Annotated in this window: 14 protein-coding genes and 1 other annotated feature; of the genes, 3 read left to right on the top strand and 11 right to left on the bottom strand. The window is 42.6% G+C overall.

Annotated features, from left to right (window positions below):
* Positions 1-2: 2 nt before the first annotated feature.
* From DW738_RS01865 to DW738_RS01845, 5 genes are all read right to left on the bottom strand, one after another.
* On the bottom strand, positions 3-347 hold the full coding sequence (locus DW738_RS01865; RefSeq protein ID WP_023026722.1) for a ribosomal-processing cysteine protease Prp: 345 nt from the start codon (positions 345-347) through the stop codon (positions 3-5).
* A gap of 15 nt (positions 348-362) precedes the next feature.
* Positions 363-677 (bottom strand): 50S ribosomal protein L21, encoded by a 315-nt coding sequence (gene rplU / locus DW738_RS01860; protein WP_003007734.1) that lies wholly within the window; start codon positions 675-677, stop codon positions 363-365.
* A 33-nt stretch (positions 678-710) separates the two neighbouring features.
* Positions 711-797, bottom strand: a sequence feature (ribosomal protein L21 leader region).
* A gap of 199 nt (positions 798-996) precedes the next feature.
* On the bottom strand, positions 997-2,907 hold the full coding sequence (locus DW738_RS01855) for a fructose-1,6-bisphosphatase (protein WP_123160193.1): 1,911 nt from the start codon (positions 2,905-2,907) through the stop codon (positions 997-999).
* Between the two features lie 53 nt (positions 2,908-2,960).
* The gene (locus DW738_RS01850) at positions 2,961-3,773 is read right to left on the bottom strand and encodes a pyruvate, water dikinase regulatory protein (protein ID WP_123160192.1); all 813 of its coding nucleotides are present in this window, start codon (positions 3,771-3,773) and stop codon (positions 2,961-2,963) included.
* A gap of 2 nt (positions 3,774-3,775) precedes the next feature.
* Positions 3,776-4,414, bottom strand: coding sequence for a helix-turn-helix transcriptional regulator (locus tag DW738_RS01845; protein WP_123160191.1), 639 nt, complete (start codon positions 4,412-4,414; stop codon positions 3,776-3,778).
* 240 nt (positions 4,415-4,654) lie between these two features.
* Between DW738_RS01845 and ppdK the strand changes: the two genes are divergently transcribed.
* Entirely contained in the window at positions 4,655-7,276 is a 2,622-nt protein-coding gene (ppdK, locus tag DW738_RS01840) for a pyruvate, phosphate dikinase (protein WP_123160190.1), read from the top strand.
* A gap of 127 nt (positions 7,277-7,403) precedes the next feature.
* Here the strand turns inward: ppdK and thiI are convergent, their stop codons facing one another.
* A complete protein-coding gene (gene thiI / locus DW738_RS01835; RefSeq protein ID WP_123160189.1) occupies positions 7,404-8,624 on the bottom strand; it encodes a tRNA uracil 4-sulfurtransferase ThiI in 1,221 nt (406 codons plus the stop codon).
* Positions 8,625-8,645: 21 nt separating this feature from the next.
* Complete coding sequence (locus tag DW738_RS01830) at positions 8,646-9,788, bottom strand: cysteine desulfurase family protein (protein ID WP_123160188.1); 1,143 nt, start codon at positions 9,786-9,788, stop codon at positions 8,646-8,648.
* A gap of 240 nt (positions 9,789-10,028) precedes the next feature.
* Here DW738_RS01830 and DW738_RS01825 point away from each other — a divergent pair, with 240 nt between their 5' ends.
* Positions 10,029-10,592 (top strand): hypothetical protein, encoded by a 564-nt coding sequence (locus DW738_RS01825; protein WP_123160187.1) that lies wholly within the window; start codon positions 10,029-10,031, stop codon positions 10,590-10,592.
* 102 nt (positions 10,593-10,694) lie between these two features.
* Positions 10,695-11,093: a DUF6556 family protein gene (locus DW738_RS01820; protein ID WP_229050179.1), complete on the top strand. Its 399-nt coding sequence runs from the start codon at positions 10,695-10,697 to the stop codon at positions 11,091-11,093.
* A gap of 231 nt (positions 11,094-11,324) precedes the next feature.
* On the opposite strand, the gene rfbB is transcribed toward DW738_RS01820, so the two are convergent.
* From rfbB to DW738_RS01795, 4 genes are all read right to left on the bottom strand, one after another.
* Positions 11,325-12,371, bottom strand: coding sequence for a dTDP-glucose 4,6-dehydratase (rfbB, locus tag DW738_RS01810; RefSeq protein WP_023026717.1), 1,047 nt, complete (start codon positions 12,369-12,371; stop codon positions 11,325-11,327).
* Between the two features lie 383 nt (positions 12,372-12,754).
* Positions 12,755-13,348, bottom strand: coding sequence for a dTDP-4-dehydrorhamnose 3,5-epimerase family protein (locus DW738_RS01805; RefSeq protein WP_123160185.1), 594 nt, complete (start codon positions 13,346-13,348; stop codon positions 12,755-12,757).
* Positions 13,348-14,217 carry a glucose-1-phosphate thymidylyltransferase RfbA gene (gene rfbA, locus DW738_RS01800; RefSeq protein WP_123160184.1) on the bottom strand — a complete coding sequence of 290 codons (870 nt, stop codon included), beginning with the start codon at positions 14,215-14,217 and terminating at the stop codon, positions 13,348-13,350. The genes DW738_RS01805 and rfbA overlap by 1 nt, the downstream gene beginning before the upstream one ends.
* Before the next feature lie 92 nt (positions 14,218-14,309).
* Positions 14,310-15,134 carry a ZIP family metal transporter gene (locus tag DW738_RS01795; RefSeq protein WP_123160183.1) on the bottom strand — a complete coding sequence of 275 codons (825 nt, stop codon included), beginning with the start codon at positions 15,132-15,134 and terminating at the stop codon, positions 14,310-14,312.
* Positions 15,135-15,344: the final 210 nt, after the last annotated feature.

The raw sequence follows: 15,344 nt of genomic DNA, 5'->3' as shown, positions 1-15,344 counted from the left end.
AGTTAGTTTTCTGTGATAACTCTTGTTTGGACGAACTCGGATGAGTTCTCCGATAAGTTTGCCATCCCTAAGAAAAATGATTCAAAGAATAGTTGGGTCATTTCTCTTTGGTGAGGTGGAATGTCTGTCGGGATTGTTACCCGCATGAAGCCACCCTCTTCTTCGTTTAATTCTAGTTCCGGTTCATAGCCTGCAAATTTCTCAACAGAGTTGACAAAGTTAATGGCAAGCGTAGAAACCGATGCACACACGACATCAAAGCCGTATTCGCCACTTCCAGCGTGCCCAGTGATTTCTGCACTCCTCAGCTCGCCATCTTCGGCTCGTTCAAAGACTGCTTGTATCATGTGTTCTCCTAAGAATTAAGCGTTGATTGCGTTGATGACAACTTTAGTGTAAGGTTGACGGTGACCTTGTTTACGGTGGCTACCTTTTTTAGGTTTGTACTTGTAAGTAACAACTTTCTTTTGTTTTCCTTGTTTTTCAACAGTTCCAACAACAGTAGCTCCTGAAACAAGTGGAGTTCCGACAACAGTGTTTTCACCACCAACAAGAACAACTTCGTTAAATGTAACTTCTTGACCAGCTTCAACGTTCAATTTTTCAACGTAGACTGCTTGACCAACTTCAACTTTAACTTGTTTTCCGCCAGTTTTAATGATTGCGTATGTGCTCATTATGCACCTCCTATGTATTTTTGGGTTTCCCCGTATTTTGTGAAGACTCGCCTAGCATCGTGGGACGAACCTCTTAAGCTCAAGGGATGAGCAACGATGATCGAGCGGTTGCACAGGCATGTGCATAGTCAACTCTATAAGTATATCACTTCTATCAGACAAAGACAAGCATTTTTGTCCCTTGAAAACGGATTTTCTTTTAAAAAATTATTTTAAGTCTTTAAAAGAATTAAATGGCTACAAAAGGCTCTTGGCTATCTTTATAAAAAACTATTTACGATTCTTTTTCCTCTTTTATTTGTTCTTTTGGTGAATGATGTCAAGCATCATAAAACTCATGGAGCAATTGGATCAGTTCTTGCTGTTGTTCTAGTAAGTTCTGACCGATAGTGGTTGATTGAATGAGGGTACGATCCTCCAGGTCTTCGATCACCTTCTTCAAGGAAGTTTGCTCAAATGGCGAATCTACAACCTTTTGAATATCTTGGAAGGGCTGATGGGTGACCAGTTGAAAACCATAAGAATTATTAAGGAGTGAATAGCCTGCTGTACCTGTCTTCTTTTGATATGCTTCGCATAGCCCCCCATCAATGACAAAGAGCAGACCTTCACCCCGAATGGGAGATTCTCCTTTTCCTGTCTTAACAGGTGTATGGCCATTCACAATACGAGATAAGTCCGTTTCAAGACCAAATTCCTCTAAAATGATTTGGCAAATCTTTCTTGAATTGCGATAGCTAAAATACTCATTTTCTACTTCCTTATGCGTTTCTGCCTCCTCAATAAAATACCGTTCAAAGGTCGTCATCTTATCCTTCCCAAAGAGGGGAGATAATGGCCCTCGCCAGCAATACCATACCAAATCCGTTGAAAGGTCATCCCCAACTTCTTTATTTTTTGCTGCAAGTCGAATATGGTATTCGAAAAAGTCTAGTAATTCTTTCCCAGCATACTGGGCTTGATGAAGAACTAGAGGTTGAAATTCCCCAGAAGGTTTTAAGGGAATACAGCCGTGAAACAGCAAGTGATGATTGTAAACCTTATACATGGAACCCTTTTTCATTAAGAGCTCCATATGTTTGGCCATTTTTGGAGATCCTTGGAAGGAAGCCAACATGCTATCCACTATTTGTTTTTCCTCTATGCTTAATTCAGAAGGGTTTGCCTGATCTATGGTTTGGAAGCAGGTGTTTTGCAAGGAATAGCTGTTCCCGTCAATGGTGATTGAGTTCTTCCAATAATCAATTTTATCCAGGAGGATTTGATTGTCCATCTGAAATTCTGGCCGTCTCTTCATCAATTGAGTTTCTAACTTAAATTGGAGAATAGCCAGCGCTTGATGGACCTTTTCCAGTTGCAATATTTCTTCAGATGTAAATTCCTCCGCCCTTGTCCCTAGGATGGGCCTAAACTTAGGATTGGCTTTGTAGGTTTTATCCGCAAATAAGGTTAAAGAACGAATGTTTAAGCCGTAAGCTTTTTCGATATCCCATAAGTAACCGTATCGTGCTGCAATGCGCAATACATTCAATAAACATGCCTCGGACCCAAAGTAAGCCCCCATCCAAATGATATCGTGATTGCCCCATTGAATGTCTAAAGAATGAAAATCAAGGAGCTCATCCATTACCTGGGCACTTCCAACCCCTCTATCAAAAATATCTCCTACCACATGCAGGTGATCAATCAATAAGCGACGAATACTGCTGGCAATTCCCAAGATAAAGGGATCTGCTTCTCCTAGTTCAATAAGATAACTTAAGATAGTGTGGAAATAAGAATGTTTATCAGCTAGTGTAAGATCACTATAGATCAGTTCTTCTATGATATAGGCATATTCCTGAGGCAAGGCCTTTCTAAGTTTGGAACGGCTATATTTAGCCGCTACAAAACTCAATAGAGTTAAGAGCTGAGAAATCGTTGATTTATACCACTCTTTCTCCTTATTCACTTGTTCCAAAACCCTTTCTGGATAAGATACCAGAGCTGACAGTGTATTCTTTTCCTCTTGTGTCAATGAAGCTCCAAAGCAGTCATTGATTTTTTCATTTAAAATTCCAGCACAACTCCTCAAAATATAATCAAAAGCTGCAAATTCTCCATGAATATCACTAATGTAAAGCTCTGTCCCTTTTGGTAGGTTTAAAATGGCCTCAAGATTAGTAAGTTCAGTAATGACTTTTTGACGAGAATCAAATTTCTCTAGTAAAATACGCTTATATTGCTCCATATTAACTCTCCAAGGATTCTCTATTTACAACTTCATCTACGCTGATTCAAGAATCAGTTCATCTTCTTTAATTCCTCTTCAATTAGGAAAGCTGTCTCTTCAATCGATTTATCTGTCATATTGATGATTTGAGCGCCAAATTGTTTAAAAACCTTCTTGGAATAATCCAATTCTTGATAAATTTTTTCTAAATCCGTATAACTTGTTTCTTGCGTTAACCCTAAAGAATCCAAGCGATGGCTTCGAACTTTCATTAATTTTTCAGGCTCACAGATCAGACCAATCAAGCGACGAGAATCAACCTTATCTAAGACCTGAGGTAAAGGAACTTCTGGGATCAAAGGCAGATTTGCAACCTTGTAGCCCTTATTGGCCAGGTAAATACTCAGGGGAGTTTTTGAGGTACGAGAAACACCAAGCAGGACTAAATCGGCTTCTAAAAACCCCTGAGGTGCCTTACCATCATCATATTTAACAGCGAATTCAATTGCTGAAATTTTCTTAAAATAATCACTGTCCAAGCGGTGCAAGGTTCCTGGAACTTCTATTGGTCTGGTACCAGTCTTTTCTTCGATAATTTCAAAAAATGGATGCATAAGATCCAAATAAGCCAAACCATTTTTTTGGCTAAATTCTCTAGCTACTGATGCTAACTGACTATTGACCAAAGTGCTGATGACAAGTGCATTATCCTTCAAGGCATCATATAAGATATCCAAGAGTTCCTCTTCTTGATTGATAAAAGGAAAACGATAACTATTATTAAAAATGATATCTGGATATTGTGCGGTAACTGCTGACAATAATTTTTGGGAAGTCCCACCCAAAGAATCTGAAATACTATATACAATGATCTCTTTTTTCATATTTATTCCTCTTCACTCTTCAGTTCGGCATTTCTTGCTTGTAGGATAATGTAATCGAGCAAGGCTGATTTGGTCACCGTTCCCACAATTTTTCGGTCATTCTCCTCATCGACTACTGGTAAGGAATCGATGGCATGATCTTGCAGTAGGGCAGCCGCTTCTAAGATGTTCATATCTTTAGTACAGGTAATGATATGTGGCATTCGAGTCATACAAACTGCTACAGGGGTCGTCTGGATACTCGAATTGAGAGATGCCCTCAATAAATCTTTACGGGACATAATTCCCAGTAAGAGCTTGCCTTCATCGATAACATAGAGGACATCAGCATCATACATAAATAGGGTGATAATGGCATCCTGAATATAGGAATCATGGGTGACTAAAACTGGAGAGGTCATAATCTCTGCCACTTCTTTTTGAAAAGTATCAAAAAAGAAAAGCGTCTCGAGATCTAATCCAGAGTAGGTATAACCAATTTTTGGTGTAGCTTTCAAAATGCCAACCAAGGTCAGAAAGGACAAATCCGGGCGAAGGGTCGCTCTTGAAATATCCAATAACTCAGAAATCTTCTCTCCGCTTAAGGGCTGATGCAATTTTACAATTTCAACTATTTTCTTTTGACGTTCACTTAATTTCAAAATTTCCTAGCCTTTCTATTTCTATCTCTACGATGGTTATATAAGACATACCCAATGAAATATTGGTAATATATCCAACCTCCACTTTTAAATAATCATCATTTTTACTGAATATTATAGCAGAATGATCTAAATAGTCAACAAAAAAAGATGCATTTTTTATTTGACAAATATATGTGATGTATATTACAATGATTTTGTCTTAATTGTGACACATATTTAGTTTTTTTGGAGGCTTATATGACAAAATGGATTTATTCCTTCGAAGAAGGAAGCGCAAATGACAAAGATCTCCTAGGTGGAAAAGGGGCCAATCTGGCAGAGATGAGCCATTTGGGACTACCAGTTCCTCCTGGATTTACCATCACTACTAAAAGTTGTATCCAGTACCTCGATCATCCTGACTTCTTTGATTCCTCTTTAAAAGAGGAAGTTTTGAAAGCGGTTGCCCAATTGGAAGAAAAAACGGGTAAGTCCTTTAGAGGAGAAGATCCTCACTTACTCTTAGTCTCTGTCCGGAGCGGAGCTAAATTTTCTATGCCTGGGATGATGGATACCATTCTCAATCTTGGTCTCAATGATCAACGGACTCAATTACTGGCCAAAGAAACCAATCTTGATTTCGCCTACAACTGCTATCGCCGTCTACTCCAGATGTTTGCTGATGTAGTCTATGGCATCGATAAGGGACTTTTTGATGAGCAACTAGCTACATTTGAACAAAAACAGAATAAAAAGGTCCATGATTTTGACCTGGATCAGCAACAAGAATTGATCCAGCGCTATAAAGATCTCTACGCCAAACACAAGAAGCAATTTCCTGAGAATCCTAATGAGCAACTCTTTGCTGCCATCCAAGCAGTCTTTAAATCCTGGAATAACAACCGGGCTAGAATTTACCGGGAGCTTCATCAGATCCCTCATGATTTAGGAACAGCTGTCAATGTTCAAGCCATGGTCTTCGGAAATAGTGATCAAACCAGCGGAACAGGGGTCTGCTTCACTAGAAATCCTGCAACTGGTGAGGCGGAACTTTTTGGTGAATTTTTGCTGAATGCTCAAGGGGAAGATGTCGTCGCTGGTATCCGTACGCCTGAGCCGATTGCAGCCTTAAAAGAGATCCAACCAGAAACCTATCAGGCTTTCAGAGACTACGCCAAGATCCTTGAAAACCACTATAAGGATATGCAGGATATTGAATTTACCATTGAGAAAGGCAAGCTCTACATCCTACAAACCCGAAATGGAAAACGGACAGCCAAGGCTTCGTTAAAGATTGCCCTAGATATGGTAGACCAAGGTCTGATTAGCAAGGAAGAAGCTCTCCTCAGAGTCTCTCCTGCTTCCATCAGTCAACTGATTCATCCAGTCTTTGAGGAAACTGCTTTAGAGAAAGCACCTTTCTTAGCTCAGGGCCTACCAGCCAGCCCAGGTGCAGCTACCGGCCAAATTGTCTTTACTGCTGACCGAGCTAAAGAAATCCATCAAGAAGGGAAAAAAGTCATCCTTGTTCGACAAGAAACTTCTCCAGAAGACATTGAAGGGATGATTGTCAGTCAAGCCATTGTCACCAGCCAAGGGGGAATGACTTCTCACGCTGCTGTTGTAGCTCGCGGGATGGGAACTTGCTGTGTCGCTGGTTGTGGAGAGTTGACCATTAGCGAAGAGAACAAAACCCTTTCCTGTGGCAGTCTAGTCCTAAGGGAGGGAGATCTGATCTCCGTCGACGGCTATTCTGGCCGCATTTATCGTGGCGAACTTCCAACTGTTCTAGTAGAAAATAACCAAGACCTCCAGCGCTTGCTTGCTTGGGCAGATGAAGTCGCCATCCTTCAAGTTCGAGCCAATGCAGAAACCGTCAAAGACTTGACAACAGCAATGAACTTTGGGGCCAAAGGCGTTGGGCTAGCCCGTACGGAACACATGTTTTTTGGACAAGAACGGATTCTCGAAATGCGTCGCCTCATCTTAGCGGATTCCGAAGAAGAAACAAAAGAAGCCCTCAATAGGCTCCTAGACTTCCAAGAAAAAGATTTCTTCCAAATGTTTCAAACCGTCCAAGATAAACCAATGATTGTCCGCCTGCTCGATCCACCCATGCATGAATTCCTACCTAGGGATTCCCAAGAAATTGCATTATTAGCAAGCAAACTAAAAAAATCTCCTGAAAAACTTGCCGACCGCATCGAAGGTCTGCAGGAAAGTAATCCGATGTTGGGACACCGGGGTTGCCGTCTCGGCATAACTAAGCCGGAAATCTACAAGATGCAGACGGAAGCTATTTTTAGAAGTGCCATCAAATTGCATCAGCAAGGTCAAACGATCAAGCCGGAAATCATGGTTCCTTTAATTGCTGATCAAAAAGAATTCGAATGCATCAAAGAGTATCTCGTTCAACATATTAAACATCTTTTCGAGCAGTATGGGCAGGAGCCATTCCCTTATGAAATTGGTACTATGATTGAACTGCCCCGCGCCTGCCTAACTGCTGATAAACTAGCTCAAGAAGCCGATTTCTTCAGCTTTGGAACCAATGACTTGACTCAAATGACCTATGGCTTCTCTCGTGATGATATTGGAAAATTCATTGGCCAGTACAAGGATAAGGATATTCTTTCTTTCGACCCTTTCCAAAAAATTGATAAGGATGGCGTCGGTGAATTAATGAGAATTGCTATCAGCAAGGCTCGTCAGGTAAAACCAAACCTCGCCATCGGTATCTGTGGAGAAGTTGGCGGAGATCCTTCTTCAATTTCCTTCTTCCAAGACATTCAAGTAACTTACGTTTCCTGCTCTCCTTACCGAGTTCCTGCTGCTAGACTAGCCGTCGCTCAAGCAGCACTCCAAGAAGGTCAGAATTAAGTCCCCCTTACATTCGAAAAGCACCCTTAAAGCTAGACTAGTGCATCTACCTTCAAGGGTGCTATTTTCTTTATCAAATTCTTGTCAGTGGTCAGAGCTCTTAGTGAGAACCGATCACCGTCATCTTTTACAACAAATCCTCAATCAGCTCATCGACTTCATCCGCTTCAGCTTGAGGAGTGATCTCTGTAATCATGATTCCAGCAACTGCTCGTTCGACCAAAGCTTCCACGTCCATGCGCTCCTCATATTGCTCCGCATTTTTGAGTTTTGGATTGGTCTTTGGACGGTCCGGCGCAAAGATGGTACAGCAATCTTCGAAAGGCTGGATAGAGATTTCAAAGGTATCGATGGCTTGGGCGATATCGATAATCTCCAACTTATCCATGGTCACCACTGGACGGATAACTGGGGTATTGGTCACGGCGTTGATGGCCTGCATACTCTCTAGCGTTTGACTAGCTACCTGACCGAGGCTTTCCCCATTGATGATGACTAGGCCCCCACGGATTTGACGGATACGATCTGTAATCCGCATCATAAAGCGACGGGTCAAGGTCATAAGGTAAGCTTCAGGTGCCTTAGCTTTAATCTCTTCTTGGATTTCTGTAAAAGGCACTTCGATAAACTGGATATTGCCCCCAAACTTGGTTAATTTACGAGTTAAATCGTGGGCTTTTTTAAGAGCTCCCGGACTGGTATAAGGTGGGCTAGCAAAGTGGACCGCTTCAATGTCCACGCCTCGCTTCAAGGCTAGATAACCAGCTACTGGAGAGTCAATCCCACCAGATAGCATGAGCATGCCTTTTCCAGAAGTTCCAACTGGCAAACCACCCGCTCCCTTAATGGTTTCATAAGAGATATAGGCTGCTTCTTCCCGGATTTCTACTTGGAGGTTGATATCCGGTTTTTTCATTTGAGCTTGAATACTTGGAATAGCTTCAAAGACAGCTCCACCCAAGGTTTGGTTGAGTTCTCGGCTATCCAGTTCAAAAGAATGGTCACTCCGCTTGCTGGAAATCTTGAAGGTCATCCCTTCCTTGTAAATCTCCTGCATGATTTCTTGAACGGCTGCTATGAGAGCAGGCACAGATTTTTCAATCTTATAGACTGGAGAAAAATTTTGAATCCCGAAGACCTGTTTGAGGGATTCAGCTACCGGTTCATAATCCGTTCCATTTAGATAAGCATGCGCCCGGTCCCGATCGGCTGTCACTTTGACAGCTGGATAAATGGACAAGACATCTGAAATATTATTTCGCAATTTGTTAATGAAGCGCATCCGGTTCTTTCCTTTAGTAGAAAGCTCCCCATAGCGGATCATAATTTCTGAATAAGTTAATGGCATAGTTATTTCCTTTTCTTTTCCTTAACGCACCTTTCGTGTCTTTTCATAGATCAGCTTGAACTTGGTCAAAAATTGCTCGACCTGACTCATATCATTTTCGAGATCGAGACTGAGACGGACAGCTGTTTGTGCCAGAGCCTTGTCGACTCCCATAGCAATCAGGGTTCCAGCAGGTTTCCCAGCCTTGGAAGAGCAGGCAGAGGTTGTCGAAATATAAATCTCATACTCCTCAAAAGCATGGACGATGACTTCTCCTCGCACTCCTTTGATGCCGAAAGTCAAGATATGAGGCGCAAATCCTTCATCTCCAGAGAAGATAGTCACATCTGGATAATGGGCTAGTTCTTCACGGATGACTTCTTTCAACTGATGGCATTTGCGTTCAAAGTCCTCTTGACGCTCCATCGCCAAGCGCAAGGCCTTGGCTGTCGCCGCAATCCCAGCTAAGTTCTCAGTCGTCGAACGAAGGTCCTTTTCTTGTCCTCCACCAGTTAAGAGAGGGCTAATCTTTTTTCCTTCTTTAAGGTAGAGAAAGCCTACCCCACGAAGTCCATGGAACTTATGACTGGAGAAGGTCGCTAGATCCACCCGTTCTGGTAGGTAGAGAGCGGTTGGAATCTTAGCTAGTGCCTGAACCCCATCGACATGGAAGGTGATGGTCGGACGATCTGCTAGTAGATCCGCAATGGCTTGAATAGGCTGGATAGAACCCACTTCATTGTTGACGGCCATGATCGAAACAAGGGTTGTATCCGGGCGCAAAAGTTTTTCCAGCTCTTCCACTTGGACAAAGCCATGCGCATCAATAGGAGCAATATCCACCTCAAATCCCTGACCTTGTAGCCAGAGAGCTGATTCCTTCACAGCTGGGTGCTCAATAGCTGAGACAATCATGTGCTTCCCGTAAGGAGCTTTTTCAAAAGCAACTCCCTTGATAGCCCAGTTGTCCCCTTCTGTCCCACCCGAGGTAAAAAAGATTTCTTCTGCTTTCTTGCCTAGGAGGGAAGCAATCTGCTTGCGAGATGCCTCCAAGATCCGAGTCGCTTGACTTCCCAAGTTGTGCAAGCTAGATGGATTTCCCCATATTTTGCTTGCGACTTCCGTGTAGGTAGCCAAGGCCTCTGGATAAGGTTTGGTTGTTGCTGAATTATCAAAGTAAATCATCTTCCACTCTCTCCTAGTCAATTTTCAATCATCTTATTGTAACATTTATAGGTTGGAGGGACAAGGATTTGGCAGGCTTCATTTTGTTCCTAGTTTCAGACAGAAAACTTGTAAATTTCTCAAAATAGCTTATGATGAAGATGGAGTGTTTTGTAAAACGCTTACAAAACTAGGTTCTGGCTTTTAAAACAGTTGTTCAACCACTAAACTGGTCCCGAAAGATGATAAAAGGAGACAAACATGAAACGACCAATCTATCTTTCTATTGCCCTAGCTGGAAGTCTTGCTCTTGGAGGACTATTCTCTGTCCTACCACCACTTCCATTTGCACTTCCCTCTGCCCAACTAGCCTGTCACGGTAAAGGACAGTGTGATCTACAACAGCCCTTAGATAAACCGCCATACTTTAGGGAAGATGAAGGTAGCCTCCGTGAAATGACCCTTACCCAAGCAATCCCAGGAGAATCTGATAGCCACATCGAATTCAAATGCTTGGTCGAATACAATGGATGGTTCCGTCGCATCATCCGCGTGAAAGATGTAAGAGTAATTTCAAAGACCAAGGAATTCAAGGGAAGGATCGACTACTCTATCCCAGATCCAAACAAGATAGAGATTCAGGCAAATGGTCAGTTTATCACTCCTAATGATGCCTCTAGTTTTAGTAACCATGAAATCATCAGCCAGCCTAGTCAACAAAGCCAAGCGATTTCAGTCTCTGAAAAAGGAGAGGCAAACTTTGCAACATCCTCTGAAGCAAGCGAGACACAAAGTGTCCAGTTTGAAAGCAATTTGAAATTTTAAAAACCTCTTCCATTTCTTCTTAGACATTTTCATAAAAATAACGTATAATGACTAAAGTGTTCACATAAAAGAACCAAATATGAAATGAAGAGGGAACAGATTATGTCACAATACTCACGAAAAGAAAAACACCAAGACAGCAACAGACCATCAAGAAGCGAAAAAGTGAAACAGAGCCTTTCTTTATTCCAGATGATTGTCGCAACGATTGCTAGTCTTCTCGGGATTATCGTTACTTCCTTTACTATTTACAGTATCATGAAACCAACTTCTAAGACTGATGAGAAAAAAGATAGCTCTACTAGCGTTGTTGTTGTCCATGAAAAGGATGGATCTGCTACTGATTCAAGTGCTACAGGAACGGATACCAGTGCTAGCAGTAGCCAAGCATCCGAAGCAAGCTCTGAACAAACTGATTCATCACAGGTAGAAACCAGTGCCAGTGAAGCTCCTGCAGACACAACACCTTCTGCTACGGATACCGAATCATCTGCTAATTGAGAGTGGGACAGAAATCAATAATTCGTTAGAATTCGATTTCGTCGTCCCACCTCCGCACAGTTGAGTAGGGCTATAAAAGCTGATGAAATCAGCGTAGTAGAGCCCACTCAACCACTGCGTCTTGCTCGACAATCCAAAGACAATTGAGAGGCTAGGACTTTTGTCCCAGCCTCGTTTCTATAATAGAAAAGCCTCAGTCGACCAGAAATCCTGATCACCAGAGGCTTATTTTTATTTGATGACTTCTTGTGTCTTAGCGTAGTTGGCTTCTACAGCTTCTTTTTCAGCCTTCCACCAGTCTTGGTTGTCTGTATACCACTTGATGGTTTCTTCCAAACCTGCTTCGAAGTTTGTGAATTGTGGTTCCCAACCCAATTCTTCACGCAATTTTGTTGAATCAATAGCGTAACGCAAATCGTGACCAGCACGGTCTGTCACACGGTCGTAAGCATCTTTTGGTTGACCCATTTTTTCAAGGATGAGCTCAAGCACTTCCTTGTTGTTCTTTTCACCGTCAGCACCGATCAAGTATGTTTCACCGATACGGCCCTTGGTAAGAATAGCCCAAACACCAGTTGAGTGGTCGTTGGTGTGGATCCAGTCACGGACGTTCTTGCCTTCACCATAAAGTTTTGGTTTGATTCCAGACAAGATATTGGTGATTTGACGTGGGATGAATTTCTCGATGTGTTGGTATGGTCCGTAGTTGTTTGAACAGTTTGAAATCGTTGCTTTGACACCAAAGGAACGTACCCAAGCCTTAACGATCAAGTCTGAAGCAGCCTTGGTTGATGAATAAGGGGATGATGGGTTGTATTTGGTTTCAGCAGTGAATTTTTCACCAGGACCTTCACCATGTCCAGGAAGATCTTCACGCAATGGAAGGTCCCCATACACTTCGTCTGTTGACACGTGGTGGAAACGAATATCGTACTTGCGAGCCGCTTCCAAAAGTGTGTAGGTACCAATGAAGTTGGTGTGAATAAATGGTGATGGATCGTTCAATGAATTATCATTGTGGCTTTCAGCTGCATAGTGAACGATGGCATCAGCCTTAGCCGCCAATTGGTCCACCAATGCTGCGTCAGCAATATCACCCACAACCAACTCAACACGGTCACCAAGGATTTCTTCAATGTTGGCACGGTTACCAGCGTATGTGAGTTTGTCAAGGACAGTCACATGCACGTCTGGATGGTTGTTGTAGACATAGTGTACGAAGTTTGAACCGATGAAACCAGCGCCACCGGTTACGATGATGTTTTTGTATTCAGTCATTTTTTCTCCAAAAAATTGTTTTTTCTTTATCGTTCCTTAAATCAATCTTTTTTTAGCTTTCCTTAGGTGAGTACGGACGTCAGCGAACTTCGAAGAAATTCCATGACTAAATTAAGATACAAAGGGCGTCTGAGGATAAAGTCAAAATAGGAAGTTTGACGCAGAATCTTTTGATTCTAGGAAAACTTATCTTTTTGACACAATCCGTAGCCCGTGTTCAATTAGTTTTGAGCCTAATGTCTCAAAACTTCCAAGCACCTGAAACATTATGGTTCAGTTGCTTTTCTCACGGTGGAAAGCTAAGCATATAGCTCTCTTTGCTCGTTTATAGCAATGCTAAAAACTAAATAATGATTTTCTTGATTGTTTTAAGAGCTATATTCTTACAAATCTTCTGCTTTTAGGGGTTTGACATCTTTGAGAAATGGGTGGTTCTTATCTGCTTCTGAGACTTCTGCTTCTTCCAAGTTTTCCCACTGGATGTCTAGGCTTGGGTCTGCGTAGTTGACAAAAGCGTATTTTGGTTTGAGTTCCAATGCCCAGTAGTCATTGACTAAATAGCTATAGGCTACTTTATCAGATAGCACTTGGAAACCATTGGCTACCCCACGAGGGACAAAGATTCCTTTAGAGGCATCAATCACAGTTTGGTAGGTGTTCCCAAAAGTCTCACCTTCACGAAGGTCTACCCATGTTCCAAGAACCTTTCCTTCATCTGCTACAGAGATGTACTTGTCCCAGGGTTCTGCATGCAATCCACGCAAAACGTGTTTGCGTGAGAAAGACACATTGTTTTGCAACTTTCCTTCCGCAAAAAAGCTTTCAGGGAATCCGAGAGGAAGCATCTTCTCTTTTTGGAAGTTTTCTTTGAACCAGCCACGGTTGTCCCCATGGACTGGAATATCAAACTCCATCAAACCTGGGATAGCTTCGATTTTACGGGCTGCTAATTCTTTTCCGAAAAATTGTTCTGTCATTAAGCTTCTCCAATCAAACGGAGCAAGTATTGTCCGTATTCGTTTTTCTTCAGCGGTTGCGCCAATTCATAGACTTGCTCTTTAGTGATATAGCCCATACGATAGGCAATTTCCTCAAGGTTGGCTACTTGAACATTTTGCAAGCGTTGAACCGTCTCGATATATTGAGAAGCTTGTAAGAGACTTTCATGAGTCCCTGTATCCAACCAAGCAAAGCCACGGCCCATGAGCTCCACAGAGAGATCTCCACGCTCTAAATATGCTTTATTGACATCTGTGATTTCGAGTTCTCCACGAGGACTTGGTTTAATGTTTTTGGCAATCTCTACGACATCATTATCATAGAAGTAAAGGCCTGTCACCGCAAAGTTTGATTTTGGATGCTCAGGTTTTTCTTCGATAGAAACGGCATTCATGTCCTCATCAAACTCTACCACACCAAAGCGTTCTGGGTCTTTGACTTGGTAACCAAAGACAGTCGCGCCTTTTTCTTTGGCTTCCGCCCGTTGCAACATCTTGGTTAAGCCATTTCCGTGGAAGATATTATCTCCAAGAACAAGGGCAACATGATCATCCCCGATAAAGTCCTCTCCAATGATAAAGGCTTGTGCCAAGCCATCTGGGCTTGGTTGCTCTGCATAAGAGAGGGAAATCCCAAGTTCAGAACCATCTCCAAGAAGCTCTTCAAAACGAGGAAGGTCTTGAGGAGTTGAGATAATCAAGATGTCTTTAATCCCTGCCAACATAAGGGTTGACAATGGGTAGTAAATCATTGGCTTGTCATAAATGGGCATCAACTGTTTGGAAGCGGCACGGGTCAAAGGATACAAACGAGTACCCGAACCACCGGCTAAAATAATACCTTTCATAATGTTAGGCCTTTCTACGTATTCATTAGTCCTATTTTATCATGTTTATATAAAAAAGTCACCTTGTTCACATGTTACAAGGTGATGACAGGTTATCCAAGAGCGACGTCTAGGATCATCATAATGACAAAGCCAACCATGAGGCCTAAGGTCGCAACGTCTGTGTTGCCATTGGTCTGCGAATCTGGGATCAATTCTTCAACCACTACAAAAATCATAGCTCCTGCAGCAAAAGAGAGGGCATATGGTAGGATGGCTGTCATAGATAAAACGGCTACTGCTCCTAGCAGGGCTCCTACTGGCTCGACGACGGCTGACATGGAGCCCCAGTAAAAGGCATTGAGACGAGATTTCCCATCTGTCCGAATCGGAATCGAGAGGGCAGCCCCTTCTGGGATATTCTGCAAACCAATCCCAATAGCCAGACCAACCGCCCCGATAAAGGCTTCTGGACTTGGATTGCTAGCCAGAGCCCCAAAGGCCACTCCGACCGCCAATCCCTCTGGGAAATTGTGGATGGTAATGGCTAAGAAGAGAAGGGTCGTTTTAGACAACTTCTTCTCCCGCGGCGTATGGATACTCTCAGCCTCTTCAATCTCCTTACTCATATGAAGGTGAGGGACGATGGCATCAATCAAGCGGAGGAAAAATCCTCCAGCTAGGAAACCGATAGCAGCCGGAAACCAAGCCAAGCTCCCATAAGAGATTTCCGCATACTCAATAGACGGTTGCAAGAGGGACCAAAAAGAAGCCGCAATCATAACGCCCGCCGCGAAGCCCATCATGATGTCCAATAGTTTTCGACTAATATGCTTGAAGAAAAAGACGATGGCTGACCCTACGATGGTACAGCCCCATGTAAACAATCCTGCGAGAAAGGCCTGCAAGACCACGGATTGTGATTGAAACCAATTCATAACAACTCCCATTTTTTTGTTGATTCACTTGTTCTATTCTACTATTTTTATCCGAATGAAGGAAGGTCTTTCGAAAAAAAGAGAGTGGGACAGAAATCGGTCATTCGTTAGAATTCGATTTCGTCGTCCCACCTCCGCACAGTTGAGTAGGGCTGTAAAAGCTGATGAAATCAGCGTAGTAGAGCCCACTCAACCACTGCGTCTTGCTCG

Source organism: Streptococcus sp. AM28-20, assembly GCF_003603595.1.
Classification (GTDB): domain Bacteria; phylum Bacillota; class Bacilli; order Lactobacillales; family Streptococcaceae; genus Streptococcus; species Streptococcus ilei.
Note: the sequence above shows the minus strand (reverse complement) of the source record. Positions and strands in the feature narration are given on the sequence as shown.

What these genes read in the sequence shown, in the direction of transcription:
- DW738_RS01865 (WP_023026722.1), bottom strand. Translation starts at nt 347, where the DNA reads ATGATACAAGCAGTCTTTGAACGAGCCGAAGATGGCGAGCTGAGGAGT.
- rplU (WP_003007734.1), bottom strand. Translation starts at nt 677, where the DNA reads ATGAGCACATACGCAATCATTAAAACTGGCGGAAAACAAGTTAAAGTT.
- DW738_RS01855 (WP_123160193.1), bottom strand. Translation starts at nt 2,907, where the DNA reads ATGGAGCAATATAAGCGTATTTTACTAGAGAAATTTGATTCTCGTCAA.
- DW738_RS01850 (WP_123160192.1), bottom strand. Translation starts at nt 3,773, where the DNA reads ATGAAAAAAGAGATCATTGTATATAGTATTTCAGATTCTTTGGGTGGG.
- ppdK (WP_123160190.1), top strand. Translation starts at nt 4,655, where the DNA reads ATGACAAAATGGATTTATTCCTTCGAAGAAGGAAGCGCAAATGACAAA.
- thiI (WP_123160189.1), bottom strand. Translation starts at nt 8,624, where the DNA reads ATGCCATTAACTTATTCAGAAATTATGATCCGCTATGGGGAGCTTTCT.
- DW738_RS01830 (WP_123160188.1), bottom strand. Translation starts at nt 9,788, where the DNA reads ATGATTTACTTTGATAATTCAGCAACAACCAAACCTTATCCAGAGGCC.
- DW738_RS01825 (WP_123160187.1), top strand. Translation starts at nt 10,029, where the DNA reads ATGAAACGACCAATCTATCTTTCTATTGCCCTAGCTGGAAGTCTTGCT.
- DW738_RS01820 (WP_229050179.1), top strand. Translation starts at nt 10,695, where the DNA reads ATGTCACAATACTCACGAAAAGAAAAACACCAAGACAGCAACAGACCA.
- rfbB (WP_023026717.1), bottom strand. Translation starts at nt 12,371, where the DNA reads ATGACTGAATACAAAAACATCATCGTAACCGGTGGCGCTGGTTTCATC.
- DW738_RS01805 (WP_123160185.1), bottom strand. Translation starts at nt 13,348, where the DNA reads ATGACAGAACAATTTTTCGGAAAAGAATTAGCAGCCCGTAAAATCGAA.
- rfbA (WP_123160184.1), bottom strand. Translation starts at nt 14,217, where the DNA reads ATGAAAGGTATTATTTTAGCCGGTGGTTCGGGTACTCGTTTGTATCCT.
- DW738_RS01795 (WP_123160183.1), bottom strand. Translation starts at nt 15,134, where the DNA reads ATGAATTGGTTTCAATCACAATCCGTGGTCTTGCAGGCCTTTCTCGCA.